This is a genomic window from Streptococcus sp. KHUD_013 (assembly GCF_052588545.1).
This window is the reverse complement of record NZ_CP186264.1, coordinates 786855-802801: the sequence shown is the minus strand read 5'-3', so window position 1 is coordinate 802801 and position 15947 is coordinate 786855. Positions and strand designations below refer to the sequence as shown.

Below are 15947 nucleotides of genomic sequence, written 5' to 3'. Positions count from 1 at the left end.
ATGTCTGAAACCATTTTAGAAATCAAGGACCTAAAAAAATCCTTTGGAGACACTCCTATCCTCCAAGGGCTTTCCCTCAAGGTTCAAAAAGGGGAGGTCGTAGTGATCTTGGGGCCTTCTGGTTGTGGTAAGAGTACCCTCCTTCGTTGTATCAATGGCTTAGAAAGCATCCAAGCTGGCGATATCCTCTTGGATGGTCAATCCATTACAAAAAACCAAAAAGACTTCCACCTGGTCCGCCAAAAGATTGGGATGGTCTTCCAAAGTTATGAACTCTTCCCCCATTTAGACGTCCTCCAAAACTTGATTCTTGGTCCTACAAAAGCTCAAGGACGAGCTAAAGAGGAAGTCATCAAGGAAGCAGAAGAGTTACTGGAACGGGTCGGTCTCTTGGAGAAGAAACATAGCTACGCAAGGCAGTTGTCTGGTGGACAGAAGCAACGGGTAGCCATCGTCCGCTCCCTCCTCATGCATCCAGAAATTATCCTCTTCGATGAGGTGACAGCCTCTCTAGACCCTGAGATGGTGCGGGAAGTCCTAGAACTCATCAACGACCTGGCTCAAGAAGGACGGACCATGATTCTGGTGACCCACGAGTTACAGTTCGCACAAGCTATTGCCGATCGAATCATTTTCTTGGATCAGGGCAAAATTGCCGAAGAAGGAAGTGCTCACTCCTTCTTTACCAACCCACAAACCCAACGAGCACAAGAATTTTTAAATGTATTTGACTTTAGCCAATTTGGCTCATATCTATAAAGGAGATTTTTATGAAATTCATTAAACCAATTTTAGTTCTTTTTACCTTCGCTCTCGCTTTGCTCTTTATCACTGCATGTGGCTCTAGCAAGTCATCATCTTCTTCTACCGGCTCTAAAGCACGTACTATTGAAGAAATCAAGAAAAGTGGCGAGCTTCGTATCGCAGTCTTTGGAGACAAAAAACCTTTTGGTTATGTTGATAATGATGGATCATACCAAGGTTACGATATTGAACTAGGAAACCAATTAGCTAAAGACCTTGGTGTCAAACCGAAATATGTATCAGTGGATGCGGCTAACCGTGCGGAATACTTGATCTCCAATAAAGTGGATATCACATTGGCCAACTTCACCGTAACTGATGAGCGGAAGAAACAAGTAGACTTTGCCCTTCCTTACATGAAGGTTTCACTCGGTGTGGTATCTCCTAAAGATAAGGTCATCACAGATGTGAAACAATTGGAAGGAAAAACCTTGATCGTAACCAAGGGAACTACTGCTGAAACCTACTTCGAAAAGAACCATCCAGAAGTAAAACTTCAAAAATATGACCAATACAGCGATGCCTATCAAGCTCTCCTAGATGGACGTGGCGATGCCTTCTCAACAGACAACACAGAAGTTCTTGCCTGGGCCCTTGAAAACAAAGGATACGAAGTTGGAATTACTTCACTTGGTAATCCAGATACTATCGCACCAGCGGTTCAAAAAGGAAACAAAGAACTCCTCGATTTCATTAACGATGACATTCAAAAGCTTGGAAAAGAAAACTTCTTCCACAAAGCTTATGAAAGAACTCTTCACCCAACCTACGGCGATGCTGCAAAAGCAGATGACCTCGTTGTTGAAGGTGGCGAAGTAAAATAACAAATAAAGACTCTATCGCAATGATAGAGCCTTTTTTCTTGTCAAAAACTATTTTCCCAAGTATCCTATGGTCGTTTCACCCAAAAGAAAGTAGCTAGTAGGACATCGATGGCTAAACAGAAAGAGAGAATCTGTAGAGGCCACAGCAAGCCATAAAAGAATCTGAATGATTGACAACCAGATAATAGGGGGATTCTCTCCGTTTCCAGGCTCTCCTGAAAGAAGCATCCATACTTGAAAAAAGCCCCAAGAACATGGACTAGTAAGAGAATGAGGTAGCAAATTTTACGGTTCATCACAATCTCCTCCCTCTAGACGAATCAGTGAAGCGTGAACTCAAAAATAAGCTTTCAATTTAATTGTAGGTAGTGAGACAGCAATCCATTCTTAAATAAAGTCTGCCTCTGCAATAGCTTCTTTGACCACTTCCAATGGAAGATGGACTAGCTCTACTTCTTTTTCACGGTAGAGATACTGAGCATATTCATCGATGCGGTATTGATGGATATAAACTACCCGCTTGCAGCCTACTTGAAGCAGCTGCTTGGTACAGTTGAGGCAAGGGAAATGGGTCACATAGGCTGTGAAACCTTTGGGAATCCCCCGTTCCGCTCCCTGTAAAATGGCATTGACCTCTGCATGGAGGGTCCGAACACAGTGTCCCTCCACCATGAGGCAGTCATGATCCAAGCAATGCTCCGTACCAGAGACAGAGCCATTGTAACCCGTCGCAACCACCTTATGATCCTTGACCAATACAGCCCCCACCTTGGCCCGCTTACAAGTTGCTCGATTTGATATTAACAAAGCCTGTGCTGCAAAATACTCATCCCAAGCTAATCGTTTATGTCCCACAGTCTTGTCCTCCTTCATAAACATTCTAAATTTTTTTCATTATAGCACGAAATCAGCAAGAAAAAAAGGGAGTGGGAAAGAACTCTGAAAATTTAATAAGATTGAAAAGGTTCCCCGAACTTTTTCAATTTTCCCACCCCCGCATAGCTCTAACAGTCTGGGAGACTGTTGGAGGTTGCAGATAAAGGAAACTAGGTTTCCTCATTAGGCTATCTTTGGAGCTTATTAGGCGAACAAAGACTTAGGAAACTTGCTTCACAAGTACTATCTACTACCTCAAAGCAGTGCTTTGAGCAATCAACCACTGCGACATACAGTCATTTCTCTTAAACATTAAAAAGCTGGACAGTTTTTGCCCAGCCTCTTATAAAAAATTATTTACCAAGTTTTGCTTTAGCTGCGTCTGCAAGAGCTGTGAAAGCTGCTGCATCGTTAACAGCCAAGTCAGCAAGCATTTTACGGTTAACTTCGATCTCAGCCAATTTCAAACCATGCATCAATTGTGAGTATGAAAGTCCGTTCATACGAGCTGCCGCATTGATACGTGTGATCCACAATTTGCGGAAGTCACGTTTCTTTTGACGACGGTCACGGTATGCATAGTAGTAAGAGTTCATTACTTGTTCTTTTGCAGTACGGAACAAGATGTGTTTAGCTCCATAGTAACCTTTAGCTAATTTAAGAATACGTTTACGACGTTTGCGTGATACAACGCCACCTTTAACACGTGCCATTTATATTTCCTCCAATATTTCCTAGAATTCTTTACTTACAAATACGCGATTATTTCAAGCGAGTAAGCATTGCTTTGATACGTTTGAAATCTCCTGCATGCACCATAGATGCTTTACGAAGATGACGACGTTGTTTCTTAGTTTTTCCGTGGAAACGGTGAGAAGTGTAAGCACGGAAACGTTTAAGTCCACCAGAACCTGTACGTTTGAAACGTTTAGCTGATGCGCGGTGTGTTTTTTGTTTTGGCATGATATTTTCTCCTTTTTTTAACTTTCTGACAGATTACTTCTTGTCAGTTGCTGGTGCCAACTGCATGAACATTTGACGACCATCCATTTTAGCACGTTGTTCGATGATAGCAATATCTTGAGTTGCCTCAGCGAAGTCGGCTAAAACTTTTGCCCCAATCTCTTTATGGGTGATCATACGACCCTTAAAGCGAATGGAAACCTTCACTTTGTTCCCTTTTTCAAGGAACTTGCGAGCATTGCGAAGTTTTGTATCGAAATCACCCTTGTCAATCACTGGGCTCAAACGAACTTCTTTCACGGTCACAACGCTTTGTTTTTTGCGTTGTTCTTTTTGTTTCTTCTGGTACTCAAATTTGAACTTACCGTAGTCCATAATTTTTGCAACAGGAGGTTTAGCTTGAGGTTGAATGAGAACCAAGTCCACATTAGCGTCGTCCGCAAGTGCTTGCGCTTCACCAAGTGGTTTGATACCCAATTGTTCGCCCTCAAGACCGATTAAGCGAACTTCACGTACACGAATTTCATCATTGATGAATAAGTCTTGCTTTGCTATGGTTTTCACCTCTTTTTTTATTTTAGAGAAAAACAAGAGCGGACTTGCTAACGCAAACCCGCACTACATGATTATAGTTCATTTCTGAAACTTGATCCGTAGGGGCCAGACAACGTTAGTCGCAAGGCGAGAAGTTCTCACTTCTGCTTTTCTCAACTTTTATATGATATCAAGTTTATGATGGATTGTCAAGGATTTTTTTTGCTTTTTCTTCAATAAATGCAACTACTTGATCAATCCCGACACCAGTCGTATCAAAATGAATGGCATCGTCTGCTGGTTTCAATGGCGAAACCTCTCGGTGACTGTCTTTATAGTCCCGCTCAGCAATTTCTTTTTTCAATACTTCTAAATCTGTTTCAATGCCCTTGCTCAAATTTTCCTTATAGCGACGTACTGCACGTTCTTCTACAGAAGCCACTAGGAAAATCTTCAATTCTGCATCTGGTAAGACAACCGTCCCAATATCACGACCGTCCATGACGATCCCACCTTGAGCAGCAATTTGTTGTTGCTGGGCTACCAAGCGCTCACGCACAGGAGCCAAGGCAGATACCCAGGAGACATTGTTGGTCACTTCATTGTCACGAATTGGATGAGTCACATCGACATCAGCTACGAAGACTAATTGTTGCCCGTCTTCAGAGCGCCCAAAGCTCACAGGATATTGGTTCAGCAAATCAACCAACTGGTCAACATCTGCTTCGGTCAGATCATGACGAAGAGCAAGATAGGTCGCTGCGCGATACATGGCACCCGTATCAAGATAAGTGTAGCCTAAATTTTTAGCAATAATCTTAGCAACAGTTGACTTCCCGCTAGATGCAGGGCCATCAATCGCGATTTGAATCTGTTTCATAGCTTATCCTTTATTTAATCTTGACGACATCTCCTGGATTTGCATACCATGATCCAGTAGACATGTGAGATGGATTCAGTTGCTCTAATTCGGCAATCGAAATGCCAGCACGCGCTGCAATTGCTGCTTCTCCTTCACCAGCTAGTACTGTAATCGTACCTTCTTCAGATTCTTCTGCACTTGCTTCCTCTGTCTGTTCTGCAGCTGGAGCACTACTTGATGCAACGACTGTTGTTTCACCATTATAGAAACCACTCATCTGTTTCTTCTTATCACTTCCACCTGTAGAAAGGTAAACTAAGATGCAGACCATCGCTACAATAATAATAAAGAAAATAATCGCCAAGATGGTCAACAAGCGATCAGCCTTCATCCCATTTAATTTGTTTGTTCGTTTCAATGTTTCTTCTCCGTCATCATAAATTTCTTCTTCCCATGGCTCTTTCGGCATAACTTCCTCCTTGTGTTTTCCTGTTAAAATCATTACAATATAGATATGAAAATAACCTTAATACCTGAACGTTGTATCGCATGTGGCCTTTGCCAAACATATTCGGACATTTTTGACTATCACGATAATGGCATCGTTAAGTTCGCCTCTGAGGATGAACGATTGGAAAAAGAATTTCCTACCGATGCTTCTATCCAAGAAGCGGTTAAAAATTGTCCAACCCGAGCTCTTATTAAAGATTAAGAGCTTTTTTCATTATCTGCATAGTAGAGTTGATAATAGTCCACATGGATAAAGTTATCTGTCAACTCAATCTCACCCTTAAAATGATCATTCAAGGCTAAGGCATTGATAAAGTATTTTTTGGGCCACTTACGCATACAGAAGGTCCGACTTCTTGATCCATCGTTGAAAATCAACTTGATGGAATTCTTTGTAACTTCCACTTTTTCAATCGATGAAATCGGAACTTTTATAGGAGTTAATGGGTTCGCCGTGATAATCCGTAAAATCCCATCATCGTAGATTGTAAAATAGCGATGAACTCCTACAGCCAGCAAGGCCATAAAGAGAAAGAATGAAAAGAGTACCAACGTCGGGATACTGGAACTCTCATACATCAGAGCTAGTCCAATAAAGACGGGTATAACCGATAAAGACCAATAGGTAATCAGCATGGATAAATCAGGCTGCCAATGGTATCGGATTTTCCCAAAAATCTTAATCATATGCGGAACCCCCTCCTACTAGTTTAGCATAAAATCAACAAAAATAGAACAGGAAAGCCTGTTCTATTTTTAATAATTTAAGTTATCAAATAACCTGATCAAAACGGTAGGAAATTTGTAAGCATGAATCAATTTTTGGCAGTAGGTACTTTGAAGAAATCTTTTGATAAATAGCCTTTGCCACTAATCAAATCATATTCAACCATTTTGAGATCCTCAGCGATTTCCAACGCTTCTCCTTCCAAAGCTTTTTTGTCAACACTTGCTTTCTTCAACACTTCCGTCAAGAGAGCATAGTAAGGTGAGACTTTAGAGTTGGTCTGTTCAAAGACCATAGCAGAGAAATCACTGGAGTTGACTAAAGGATAGTCTAATTTAGGAGCATCGAAATTACTCCAAATAAAGTAGTCTGTTTGGTATTGACCTTCTGGATAGTTCTTAAAGGCAGATTCTGGATACAAACCAGGCAAATGATCCCCGTAAAAAACAACTGTAATCTTTTTATCGATTTTGGATAGCTTTTCTAGGAAATCTTGGGTGGCGCTATCAGTTTGGTATAGTAGACGACTGTAGAAGGTTAGTTTAGAGTTCTCCTCGTCGCTAAATCCATTTCCTTTTGCATCCAAAGTTTCTGGATTAGCCTCTAACCAAGGTGAATGATTCTGCATAGTCATTACTGAAAAGAATTGTCCCTTTTGAGGAATTATATTTTCTAGTACTAAATCATAGGTAGATTCGTCACTTGGACTAATCCCTTCTTTTCTATATTTGATTCCCTTTGTATTCGTCGTGATAAAATCCTTAAAATCTAGTCGAGAATAGACGATATCTCTAGAGTAATTTGACTTCCCAGCGAGGTGAATCGCGATTTTGTTCTTCGTTTCATAAGAATTACTAATTGAGGGAACATTATGAATTTTTGGAAATACTTCTGTATACAAAACAGATACTGTTTGAGAAATATTATAAAAAGGTAGCCCCGTCAATGTCTGAAATTCCATATTGGCAGTTCCACCACCATAGCCATCTGATTGCATTTGGCCACTCGTGTGGTTACGCATAACGTTCTCAATATTAGGAATTGGATTTTGAGTTAATTCAACTCCTTCAATTTTTCTCGGATCTGAAAAACTTTCGCTTAAGACGTAAATAACCGTCTGGTCATTCAAATAGTTTGGTCTCTCCTTATTTATACCATTCGCTAATTCATTGTACTTCGCTTCAATCTTAGCTATACGATCTTTTGAATAACCTTCAGGCTTCTGAATAACTTCCGTCGTCAATTGGTTCATCCAAACATATGTAAGTCCTTTATAGCGAGCATTGGAGGTATTCCCTAACCAATCGATATCTTGATAATTATTGAGGGTGCTTATAATCGGAACATTCGATTTAATTTTCCCATTTTCTTTATCAGAAAAAACAGATGCTACGTTTATAAATAAGAGAAACATTGATAATACAAGTAGAACTTGTGCTTTCCAAGAAGAAATAATTTTTCCTTTGAAAAAGTACCTCATTCCAAGAAGAGAAAGAACCACAATTGCTACTAATCCACCAATTGTATATAGTATTTGAGATGCATCAACAAATCCGAGTAAGGTAGCTGGCTTTGTTAACCAAGTTAGATCACTCGGCAATACTGGCTCATTTCTCATTCCAAATTTGATAAAATTCGCAATGACAAAAGGCACTGAAACCAATAGAATCAAACAAGAAGCAATCCAATATTGGTTAAGACATACATAAACAAAGCAGATTATAGCTGTCAACACTAAAATTTGGAACAAGATAGCATCTGGGATTGTATAATGTATTCCTAAAAATGGTTCTGTTCTTCCTAAACTAAATTGGAAGAAATAATTTAGAACGATTGCAATAGTTACACTTGAGAAAAATGCTAATGATAAACTGGGTTTATTTTTCACGAAATCTCTTTGGCCTTTCGTATAGAAAAAACCAAATATGGAAAGAATCGGAAAAGCAAGCATTAAAAATTCATTTGTCATCCAAAACTGTTGAGCAGAATATTTACCAATTTCTAATGCTTTATACAAAAAATTATCTGTTCTGTATATTAATAACGAAAAATTCTTATCCGTTACGATAAATGTTATCAAAATCTGTGACAGTATAATGTATTGATAGTTATCTTTTATTTCTTCTAAATTCTTTTTTCTAGAAAATAATCCATCCGAATAATACCTATATAGAACAAGAATCATTGTTAATAAAAATAGGGTACCAATAACTACAAAGGAATCCGTTCTAAAAAAAGGATTTTTTTGAAAGTTCCAAACCTTATATTTGGGATTGTTTAGAAACAGAGAAATTTCTGTAATATAAGAAAGTACATTATAAATTAAGTAACTAATCAGTAATTTCAGAGGAAACCATTTCTTAAAGTTAAAATGTGACATTAATACAATTAACAATAAAAAACTAATTCCAAACAATATTCCCAAATAGTTGACGTACTTAAGTACAGTCCCTGTCGCTTTGTTATGTATGGCTAAATTATTTTGCGCTAAATAAAAATTAAAAAAGAAAAATAAGACAAAGGTGATTACATAATAAAATTGAGTCCTTGAAATTTTGGATTTCAAGTTATTTAAAAACGTATAAAAATTAAACTTCTTTTTCCGTTTCATTATTTCACTTTCTTTATCATTCTTTTTAGTATATACTTCACAGCTCTTGCTGGGCCAATCACAATATACTTCAAGGCTCCTTTAATCCCACCGATTTGATTAAAGTCCACGAAGGTATGCGGTTGGAGATCCTCACGATTGTTCAATTGCTTATTATCGATAAACGGTGTCAGAACATGAGGATTTTGAGAAATCCTAAAGTCATATTTTTGATCCCAGGCAATGTAAACTAATAAGCGTTCAATCGCATGAAGGACTGAATTTTGAGGAAGAGGTTCAGCTGGAACATCTGCTGCTGTCAAATTCAAATCAAAGAGTGGTTTCAAAGCATCATACTTAAACCAAACAAAAGTCCCATAGCTCATAACAAAGGTATTTAGATTTTTGAAATCAATTGTTTTGGTCGCTCCCATCCGTTCCCAGAGCTTGTTCATCTCTGGTGAAATAAGAGCCTCATTCCAGGCAACCACTATTCGATTGTAACGGAAGAAGGTTGGAATATCTGCGATGGTGATTCCGACTTTTGGATTGGCTTCCATATTGGCAAGGATTTGATCTGCCGGTTTAACCAACATATCAATCAATTCTTTCCGCCAAGATTCACCTGCCCAGAAATCTGCTTCTTTGGATTTCTTGGTATGGAAATGGCCAACATAATCGTATTTTGAGAGTTGCTCTTTTAAGAGCAGCATTGGTAACACATCTCGTCCAATGTTTCCAGTCACCACGACTGTCGCAACTTGGGCCCGATTAGAAAGAATCTCCTCAATAGCCTGCTTCTTCTCTTCTACATCTGTCGTGATCCATAAGTCATAAGAGAAATGAAAGGCTTGAAAAGCATCTAGAAATTCTTCCAAGAGGTCCACATAAAAGACATGGAGATGAACCGCAACTTTTTTATCAAATGTGTCTCCTAAGTTTTGATCCTTCAAATACTTACGGGATAAGAGATAAGGATAGTCCGGACGGTCAATCATAGACATGTGGTTAAGAATCAAATCCAATGGATAGTCCGATACACGCTCCAATTCATCAAAAATATAAGGCATGATTCCTTCATTGTTTGCAATGGTTTTGACTTTGATGAAAGGAACCTTATGTTTGAGAATCGCTGTAGGATTGTAGTAAGAAAAGTCTGGATAGAGCATCCCAGTTGTATCTTCATGGATGGTATCAAAGACAGTTTTATAGCGAAAACCAGCATCCAAGAAATTCGTTGTGACCTTAGTCTCGTAGTTATCGATCACATCTTGGACATTGGTAAAGTCTTGAACGCCCTGCCAAAACTCATGGAAAGTACTTGATTCAATAACCTGTTTTTTAAAGCTAAGATAATAACTTTGAATATGCTCGTTAAAATCCTTGTCTTTCCGGTAATTGGTCATTCCCCAGAAATCTACTTCAGAGTCATTTTCAAACTGCTGATAAATTGGTTCTAAATCCCAAAGCGGTCCAAAACAGGTATCATTCATGAGGGTAACCGAATCAAAGTGGGCCAGTTGGTCAAAGCCAACTGTCTTCATTCCATCACGCCAAGCAGCGAAGTCAAAGCCACTATTTTGGCGCTCAAGAATATCATCCACCAACTGTTGGGAAGACAAATGATCCTTCACATCTTCTGGTAGCTGACTATTAGAGATAAAGACCACCCGTGAATACAAGGGACGAATTTTTTCTAATTGGTAGAGTACATGCCCACTAATAAAATTAAACTTATTGTAGTGAACATATAAAAGTAAACGTTGCATATTATTTCCTTATTCTTAAGAATTTCAAGATCTTTGTTGGAATGGTCCAACGGCGCGAATGAATGACTGTATTATATGCTTCTTTCGTAGCTTGTAACTCTGCCTCAAGATTTTTCAAACTTTTTTGACAATCTAACATTTCGGCAGCAAAAACTTTTCCGATATAATCCGGAGCAGAGGGATTATCTATAGAAATCATTTTATAGCTCAGTTGATACACCCCTTCTTCTTCAACTTCATAAATCAATTGAGGATCCGGTTCGCTAAACAAATACAAATTATCAACAACAACGCCATTACTATAAACAGCTGAACAAACCTTACCTGACGAATCTTTCAATTCAATATCAGAATAATAACTTGGACGTTCCGAAAGATCCACTCGAATGACTGATGTTCCTTTCGGAATTTCGATTGTCAGGCAATCTTCTTTTTGAAGCAGTTTGGTCATGGTACGATCTTCCGAATAGGTATTCTCTTCATCACCGAAATAAATGGTAACAGACTCCATTCCAATGTGTGACAGAGAATCCATCGGTTTGGAAAGGCGAATCTCATAAGTATTATTCCGATCTAAAAGAATCCTCGTCATCTCTTTAAAATCAGCATTTGGATACTTATCAAGATAGTCCAGTTGTGTTTGTAGCAACTTATGAAAACGATGTTCTAATTTTTTAAAATCGGTGGGACGAGAATCCGATCCTTGGTTGATAGTATAGGCAACCGTTGCTTCATCCAGATACGCTAAAGAAGTCCGTTGAAAGAGTTCTAGTTGTAGATTAAAGGTATCGTCTGATGTCGTAAGATCTAGCTCTTGATTGACTTCTAGCATCAGATCTCTATCTACTAGCCATGTAGAGGCCATGGTAAAGCCTCTAGTCGCAAGCATTTTTTCGTAGGTATCTGCTAATGGAATCGTATGATTAGCAAAGCCAGCCTTAGAAACAAAATTGCCATGCTCATCATAAATATCAAAATCAGTATTGGACCATTTGCAATCCGGTTTACTTTCTAATAAGTCAACCTGTTTCTGCAGTTTTAAAGGATCCAACCAAAAATCATCTCCGTCACAGCGGGCAATATACTTTCCACGCGCTTCTTTACAGATAGCTACCCAGGTTTTGGCGATTCCCTGATTTTCATCCTGATAAAAAGCCCGAATCAGATTAGGGTAGTTTGCTTGATAGTCCTGAATAATAGAGCGAGATCCATCGCTTGAGGCGTCGTCCACCAAGATAATCTCAATAGCAAACTCTGTTTGTTGGGTCAAGAAGCTGTCAATTGTCTTCTTTAGCCAGGGTTCTTTATTAAAAACTGTACAAATTATCGAAACAAAAGGCGTCGTTTCCATATCTCCCTCAGTCTAGTCAGTTATTGACCATGTTCCATTACGTTGGATTAAGCCACTTGCCGCATCCATTGCTGATTTATCATCCAAAGCTATATCATCTCGATTGATAAAGATCAGTGGGGTTTGCGTAGCATCTGAAAAGGCCAGCATCTGTCCTTCGGCATCCCGCACTGTCACTTCTAATTTCATTTTCAAGTCATTCACTGCTGGAAGGGAACAAGTGTAGTGAACCGTTTTATGTCCAGCACCACTCATCAGCTGATCCATAGAATTATCATTATAGATCCAAATGTTCCTATCGATATCTGTTAAAGACAGTGCGATATAGGTCTGGATATCTTCAAGTACATCAAAATCAATTTGGAAGTGAATCGTATCTTGGGGGCGTAATTTGTTCGAGCTTAACAACTGAAGCTGAAAGTTTTCAACCAATACTTGTTCTTCATGGTTGGGATTAGCACCTCCACTAGCTTCTCCTCCCTGTTGCAAAGGAGCTGTATTGTCAAAACTATACTGGTTGGCAACATTTTCAGGACTACCAATTGCTTTCACCAAACCATTTTCAATCAAAACGGCCTTGTTACAATATTTCTTGACGGCCCCCATATCATGGGTAACCAGGATAGTAGTTTTCCCTGATTTTTTCCGTTCTTGGAAATAATCGTTACACTTGCGCTGGAAGGCTTCATCTCCTACTGCAAGGACCTCATCCAAAATCAAGATATCGCCTTGAGCCTTAATGGCAACCGAAAAGGCTAAACGAACCTGCATCCCTGATGAGTAGTTCTTGAGTTTCTGGTTCATGAATTCATGCAACTCGGCAAAGTCTACGATGTCATCATACATGGCATCAATCTCAGCTGTTGAAAAGCCCAGCATGGCTCCATTCATATAGACATTTTCCCGACCTGTCAATTCTGGGTTAAAGCCAACTCCAAGCTCAATAAAAGACACCAATTTCCCATCGATAGTGACAGTACCTTTTTCCGGTACATAGATTTCAGAAATAATTTTCAAGAGGGTTGATTTCCCAGAACCATTTCGACCGAGGATCCCGAAAAAATCTCCTTTTTCAACTTCAAAAGAAATATCCTTGAGAACGTGTTGTTCTTTATAGCCTTTAATACCTTTGAAGCGATTGACCAGGGCAGTTCGAAGACTATTGGTTGCCTCTGTTGGCAACTTAAAGTACTTGCTGACATGGTCTACTTTTACTGCAATTTGTTTATCTGTCATTAGAGAATCTCCGCAAATTTCTTAGCATGTTTGTTAAAGTAAGCAAAGCCAGCGACAAAAATAAGAATTGGTAAAACATAAGGAATCAGAACCAAGAACTTATTCTCTACCAAAAGCCAAACAGGGGTGTTGGCCTTATCAATCAAGAAATACCGCATGTCTTGAATAATTTGTGCTAATGGATTCATCATGACCAACTTAGCCGCCCATGGATTGCGGTCTGCAATAAAGGTAATTGGGTAGATAATTGGCGTCGCATACAAGCCTGCTTGCAAGAGCACTTCCCAGACTTGACCTAAGTCACGAAAACGGACAAAAAATGTCGCTAAGATCAATGCACATCCTGTCGCCATCAAAAACAACTCAAAGAATAGCGGAATCACCATCAAAGCTGTCCAAGAGAATGTCACCCCATTAAAGAATGAAAAAATCAAAACAACAATAAGGTTAATGACAAAGTTAATGGCTGCTCCTGAAATCGCAGACAAGACAATGATATGTTTGGAGAAGTTCAACTTCCGCAACAAGTCGCCTCGACTAACAATCGACACCATCCCCATAGATGTTGCTTCTGAGAAAAAGCCCCAGATTACATTGGCCAATAAGAGGGCAACTGGGAAATGGGGCACATCTCCACCCAAACGTAAGAAGCGGATGAAGACGACATACATGATTGTAAAGGTCATCAATGGCTTTAAAATCGACCAAAGATAACCGATTGCTGATCCTTGGTAGCGTAATTTAAAGTCTGTTTTAATTAATTCTCGTAATAAAATTCGATTTTTCTGACTAAAAACGTCAAACATTATTTTTTACCTCGATATGCAAACTTTGTCAGAATCAAGCTGGTAAACACAAAGGTGTGAAAAGCCCGGTTCTTCCGATAACCATACTGACGAATCCGTCTCAAACGTTCTTTTAGTTGAACGTCCATGATGGTCACAAAGTTTTCAATAATTTCTTTATTTTGGGGACTGACTGGCAGATCCAATAAATTTTTTGCTTGTTCTTGACTGGACTCAATGAGATTCCAATATTTAGCAAAAAGAATATGAGGGCGAACCCAGTTTTTAACCCGTTTTCTTAGGGTTCGAGCTCCAAGAACGTTGCTACTGTGCTGACGGTACAATTCTGTTGGTTGGTCGATATAGATGAGCTTTCCAAAGGCAGTTGCCAACAAGGCCAAGTACCAGTCATGCATAAGGAGTGCATGTTTTTCTTGACCCGTCCATAAGTCCGCCAGGGCATGGTTAATCATGGCTACCCCACCAGTTACTGTATTTTCCGTCAACTCTTGAATCAATTCTGTATTGGCATGATCAGACTGGGTGCGAATCATACTCTCATGTTGCACATTCAAGTTTTCATCGACCACTTTTAAATCTGTGTAGACCAGCAAAGGGACTTCTTGAGGGTGCTTGGCCACTTCTGCTACTTGAAGAGCAATTTTTTCAGGAAGCCAAACATCATCTTGATCACTGAAGCAATAAAGATCTGCTTTTTCATATTTCAAGAGGGCGTGGAAGCTCTTGATGACACCAAGATTTTCGATAGCTCCTTGATTGATAAAGCGAATGCGCTCATCCTGGTCCACCAACTCTTGAATGATCTCCACCGTCCCATCTGTCGACCCATCATCTCGGATCAAGAGTTGCCAGTCTTGATAAGTCTGGTCTTGGATACTTTTGACCTGCTCTATTAGATACTGTTCACCATTATAGGTGGACAACAAGATATTTACTTTCATGATAAGAATAATTCCTCGTACTCACCTACAATTTTTTCCCAAGTAAAGTTATGCTTCATATTGGCTTTAGCTAATTGACCCCATTCAGATACATCTTCTAAAGAATCAACCTGGTCAATTAAATGCGCCAAATTCCCAGCTTCTTTGGTCCAATAGTGAGCTGCGTCCTTGGCAACCGTTTGGTTAAAGGAGACTCCTAAAACTAAATTCAGATCCGTGTGAGCAAGAGCCTCTAAGAGACCAGGATTGGTTCCGCCCACTTCATGACCATGGATATAAGCAAAGGCTTCTTTACGGATATACTTCAAAAGGTCTTGATCATAGACCGTTCCTACAAACTTAACGCGCGGATCCTGATCGAATCCTGTTCGAGCTCGGAGTTCTTCAAAATAGGGATTGCCTTCATGATTACAAATGATCACCAAATCCCGCTTTGTGGAAGAGGCCATAAATTCACGAATGGCAGTCTCATAATTATTTTCTGGGACAAAGCGACCCAAAATCAAGTAATAGTTCTTCTCCTGGGTCTGCCATTTCTGATAGAATTCTCGGACCTTATTATCCTGACTGGTCAGGCTGGTCGGAGACAAGTCCGTCCCATAGGCAATATAGGTCGTCTTGGACCAAGGATAGGCTTCCTTGATATAGGACTCAATTCCAGGATTATCTGAAATTACCAAATCCGCATGGCGCGTCATGATCTTTTCAGAATACTTGAGATAGGCTTGGATCGGCTTGGCCCACTTGGCCCGCTTCCACTCCAGTCCATCTGGATTGATATAAAATCGTCCACCCAATTTATGGATCTTACGCGCAAAAGGCGCCACAAAGGCTCCGATTGTATTGCCTAAGACGTAAAAAATCGGCTGTTCAATTCCTTGTTTCTTGATAACCTTCAAGGCATAGTTGATGGCCATCATATCATAGGCAATGACGCGAGCTGGCCCAAGTTTCGGTGCTTTAATCGTAAAACAATCGACACCCTTGTAGTCAAAATGATGATAGGCTTGATCGTTAGAAAGGCAAGCAACATGGTACTGGATATCTGGAGACACTTGATGGGAGACCAATTGGTCTACAAAAGTCTCAAAACCGCCATATTGAGCCGGAAGCCCACGACTTCCGATAATAAAAACGTGTTGCATAATATTCCC

Annotated in this window: 17 protein-coding genes and 1 other annotated feature; of the genes, 3 read left to right on the top strand and 14 right to left on the bottom strand. The window is 39.6% G+C overall.

Translation table 11 applies throughout. The annotated features are described in order from the left end of the window. Window positions 1–759 carry an amino acid ABC transporter ATP-binding protein gene (locus ACOXXR_RS03620; protein ID WP_048716917.1) on the top strand — a complete coding sequence of 253 codons (759 nt, stop codon included), beginning with the start codon at window positions 1–3 and terminating at the stop codon, window positions 757–759. Between the two features lie 11 nt (window positions 760–770). Continuing rightward, window positions 771–1628 carry a cysteine ABC transporter substrate-binding protein gene (locus ACOXXR_RS03615; RefSeq protein ID WP_445278750.1) on the top strand — a complete coding sequence of 286 codons (858 nt, stop codon included), beginning with the start codon at window positions 771–773 and terminating at the stop codon, window positions 1626–1628. A 387-nt stretch (window positions 1629–2015) separates the two neighbouring features. On the opposite strand, the gene ACOXXR_RS03610 is transcribed toward ACOXXR_RS03615, so the two are convergent. From ACOXXR_RS03610 to ACOXXR_RS03585, 6 genes are all read right to left on the bottom strand, one after another. Beyond that, window positions 2016–2483, bottom strand: coding sequence for a deoxycytidylate deaminase (locus tag ACOXXR_RS03610; RefSeq protein ID WP_006597396.1), 468 nt, complete (start codon window positions 2481–2483; stop codon window positions 2016–2018). Between the two features lie 374 nt (window positions 2484–2857). Further along, complete coding sequence (gene rplT, locus ACOXXR_RS03605) at window positions 2858–3217, bottom strand: 50S ribosomal protein L20 (protein ID WP_000124834.1); 360 nt, start codon at window positions 3215–3217, stop codon at window positions 2858–2860. Window positions 3218–3266: 49 nt separating this feature from the next. Further along, window positions 3267–3467 carry a 50S ribosomal protein L35 gene (gene rpmI / locus ACOXXR_RS03600; protein WP_003003453.1) on the bottom strand — a complete coding sequence of 67 codons (201 nt, stop codon included), beginning with the start codon at window positions 3465–3467 and terminating at the stop codon, window positions 3267–3269. Between the two features lie 33 nt (window positions 3468–3500). Then, window positions 3501–4031 (bottom strand): translation initiation factor IF-3, encoded by a 531-nt coding sequence (infC, locus tag ACOXXR_RS03595; RefSeq protein WP_006597373.1) that lies wholly within the window; start codon window positions 4029–4031, stop codon window positions 3501–3503. Between the two features lie 15 nt (window positions 4032–4046). Further along, window positions 4047–4177, bottom strand: a sequence feature (ribosomal protein L20 leader region). 20 nt (window positions 4178–4197) lie between these two features. After that, window positions 4198–4881 (bottom strand): (d)CMP kinase, encoded by a 684-nt coding sequence (gene cmk / locus ACOXXR_RS03590; RefSeq protein WP_006596044.1) that lies wholly within the window; start codon window positions 4879–4881, stop codon window positions 4198–4200. Between the two features lie 10 nt (window positions 4882–4891). Continuing rightward, a complete protein-coding gene (locus ACOXXR_RS03585; protein ID WP_129269454.1) occupies window positions 4892–5332 on the bottom strand; it encodes an SAG1386/EF1546 family surface-associated protein in 441 nt (146 codons plus the stop codon). Window positions 5333–5377: 45 nt separating this feature from the next. Here ACOXXR_RS03585 and ACOXXR_RS03580 point away from each other — a divergent pair, with 45 nt between their 5' ends. Beyond that, window positions 5378–5575, top strand: a complete 198-nt coding sequence (locus tag ACOXXR_RS03580; protein WP_006596042.1) for a ferredoxin — start codon at window positions 5378–5380, stop codon at window positions 5573–5575. On the opposite strand, the gene ACOXXR_RS03575 is transcribed toward ACOXXR_RS03580, so the two are convergent. The 8 genes from ACOXXR_RS03575 to cps2T form a co-directional block, all read right to left on the bottom strand. Further along, window positions 5572–6060: an EbsA family protein gene (locus ACOXXR_RS03575; RefSeq protein WP_129269458.1), complete on the bottom strand. Its 489-nt coding sequence runs from the start codon at window positions 6058–6060 to the stop codon at window positions 5572–5574. The genes ACOXXR_RS03580 and ACOXXR_RS03575 overlap by 4 nt on opposite strands. 128 nt (window positions 6061–6188) lie before the next feature. Next, on the bottom strand, window positions 6189–8711 hold the full coding sequence (locus tag ACOXXR_RS03570) for an LTA synthase family protein (RefSeq protein WP_445278749.1): 2523 nt from the start codon (window positions 8709–8711) through the stop codon (window positions 6189–6191). Next, window positions 8711–10459, bottom strand: a complete 1749-nt coding sequence (locus ACOXXR_RS03565) for a rhamnan synthesis F family protein (protein ID WP_445278748.1) — start codon at window positions 10457–10459, stop codon at window positions 8711–8713. Before ACOXXR_RS03565 ends, ACOXXR_RS03570 begins: the two co-directional genes overlap by 1 nt. A 1-nt stretch (window position 10460) precedes the next feature. Then, window positions 10461–11810, bottom strand: coding sequence for a glycosyltransferase family 2 protein (locus ACOXXR_RS03560; RefSeq protein WP_445278747.1), 1350 nt, complete (start codon window positions 11808–11810; stop codon window positions 10461–10463). A gap of 12 nt (window positions 11811–11822) precedes the next feature. Further along, window positions 11823–13046, bottom strand: a complete 1224-nt coding sequence (locus ACOXXR_RS03555) for an ABC transporter ATP-binding protein (RefSeq protein ID WP_129821966.1) — start codon at window positions 13044–13046, stop codon at window positions 11823–11825. After that, on the bottom strand, window positions 13046–13852 hold the full coding sequence (locus ACOXXR_RS03550) for an ABC transporter permease (RefSeq protein WP_048716888.1): 807 nt from the start codon (window positions 13850–13852) through the stop codon (window positions 13046–13048). The genes ACOXXR_RS03555 and ACOXXR_RS03550 overlap by 1 nt, the downstream gene beginning before the upstream one ends. Further along, complete coding sequence (locus ACOXXR_RS03545; protein ID WP_445278746.1) at window positions 13852–14793, bottom strand: glycosyltransferase family 2 protein; 942 nt, start codon at window positions 14791–14793, stop codon at window positions 13852–13854. The genes ACOXXR_RS03550 and ACOXXR_RS03545 overlap by 1 nt, the downstream gene beginning before the upstream one ends. Then, window positions 14790–15938, bottom strand: coding sequence for a beta 1-4 rhamnosyltransferase Cps2T (gene cps2T / locus ACOXXR_RS03540; protein ID WP_445278745.1), 1149 nt, complete (start codon window positions 15936–15938; stop codon window positions 14790–14792). The genes ACOXXR_RS03545 and cps2T overlap by 4 nt, the downstream gene beginning before the upstream one ends. Window positions 15939–15947 lie beyond the last annotated feature (9 nt).

Excerpts from the sequence above, each read along its gene's own strand:
- ACOXXR_RS03620 (WP_048716917.1), top strand. The coding sequence starts at position 1 with ATGTCTGAAACCATTTTAGAAATCAAGGACCTAAAAAAATCCTTTGGA.
- ACOXXR_RS03615 (WP_445278750.1), top strand. The coding sequence starts at position 771 with ATGAAATTCATTAAACCAATTTTAGTTCTTTTTACCTTCGCTCTCGCT.
- rplT (WP_000124834.1), bottom strand. The coding sequence starts at position 3,217 with ATGGCACGTGTTAAAGGTGGCGTTGTATCACGCAAACGTCGTAAACGT.
- rpmI (WP_003003453.1), bottom strand. The coding sequence starts at position 3,467 with ATGCCAAAACAAAAAACACACCGCGCATCAGCTAAACGTTTCAAACGT.
- cmk (WP_006596044.1), bottom strand. The coding sequence starts at position 4,881 with ATGAAACAGATTCAAATCGCGATTGATGGCCCTGCATCTAGCGGGAAG.
- ACOXXR_RS03585 (WP_129269454.1), bottom strand. The coding sequence starts at position 5,332 with ATGCCGAAAGAGCCATGGGAAGAAGAAATTTATGATGACGGAGAAGAA.
- ACOXXR_RS03580 (WP_006596042.1), top strand. The coding sequence starts at position 5,378 with ATGAAAATAACCTTAATACCTGAACGTTGTATCGCATGTGGCCTTTGC.
- ACOXXR_RS03575 (WP_129269458.1), bottom strand. The coding sequence starts at position 6,060 with ATGATTAAGATTTTTGGGAAAATCCGATACCATTGGCAGCCTGATTTA.
- ACOXXR_RS03570 (WP_445278749.1), bottom strand. The coding sequence starts at position 8,711 with ATGAAACGGAAAAAGAAGTTTAATTTTTATACGTTTTTAAATAACTTG.
- ACOXXR_RS03565 (WP_445278748.1), bottom strand. The coding sequence starts at position 10,459 with ATGCAACGTTTACTTTTATATGTTCACTACAATAAGTTTAATTTTATT.
- ACOXXR_RS03560 (WP_445278747.1), bottom strand. The coding sequence starts at position 11,810 with ATGGAAACGACGCCTTTTGTTTCGATAATTTGTACAGTTTTTAATAAA.
- ACOXXR_RS03555 (WP_129821966.1), bottom strand. The coding sequence starts at position 13,046 with ATGACAGATAAACAAATTGCAGTAAAAGTAGACCATGTCAGCAAGTAC.
- ACOXXR_RS03550 (WP_048716888.1), bottom strand. The coding sequence starts at position 13,852 with ATGTTTGACGTTTTTAGTCAGAAAAATCGAATTTTATTACGAGAATTA.
- ACOXXR_RS03545 (WP_445278746.1), bottom strand. The coding sequence starts at position 14,793 with ATGAAAGTAAATATCTTGTTGTCCACCTATAATGGTGAACAGTATCTA.
- cps2T (WP_445278745.1), bottom strand. The coding sequence starts at position 15,938 with ATGCAACACGTTTTTATTATCGGAAGTCGTGGGCTTCCGGCTCAATAT.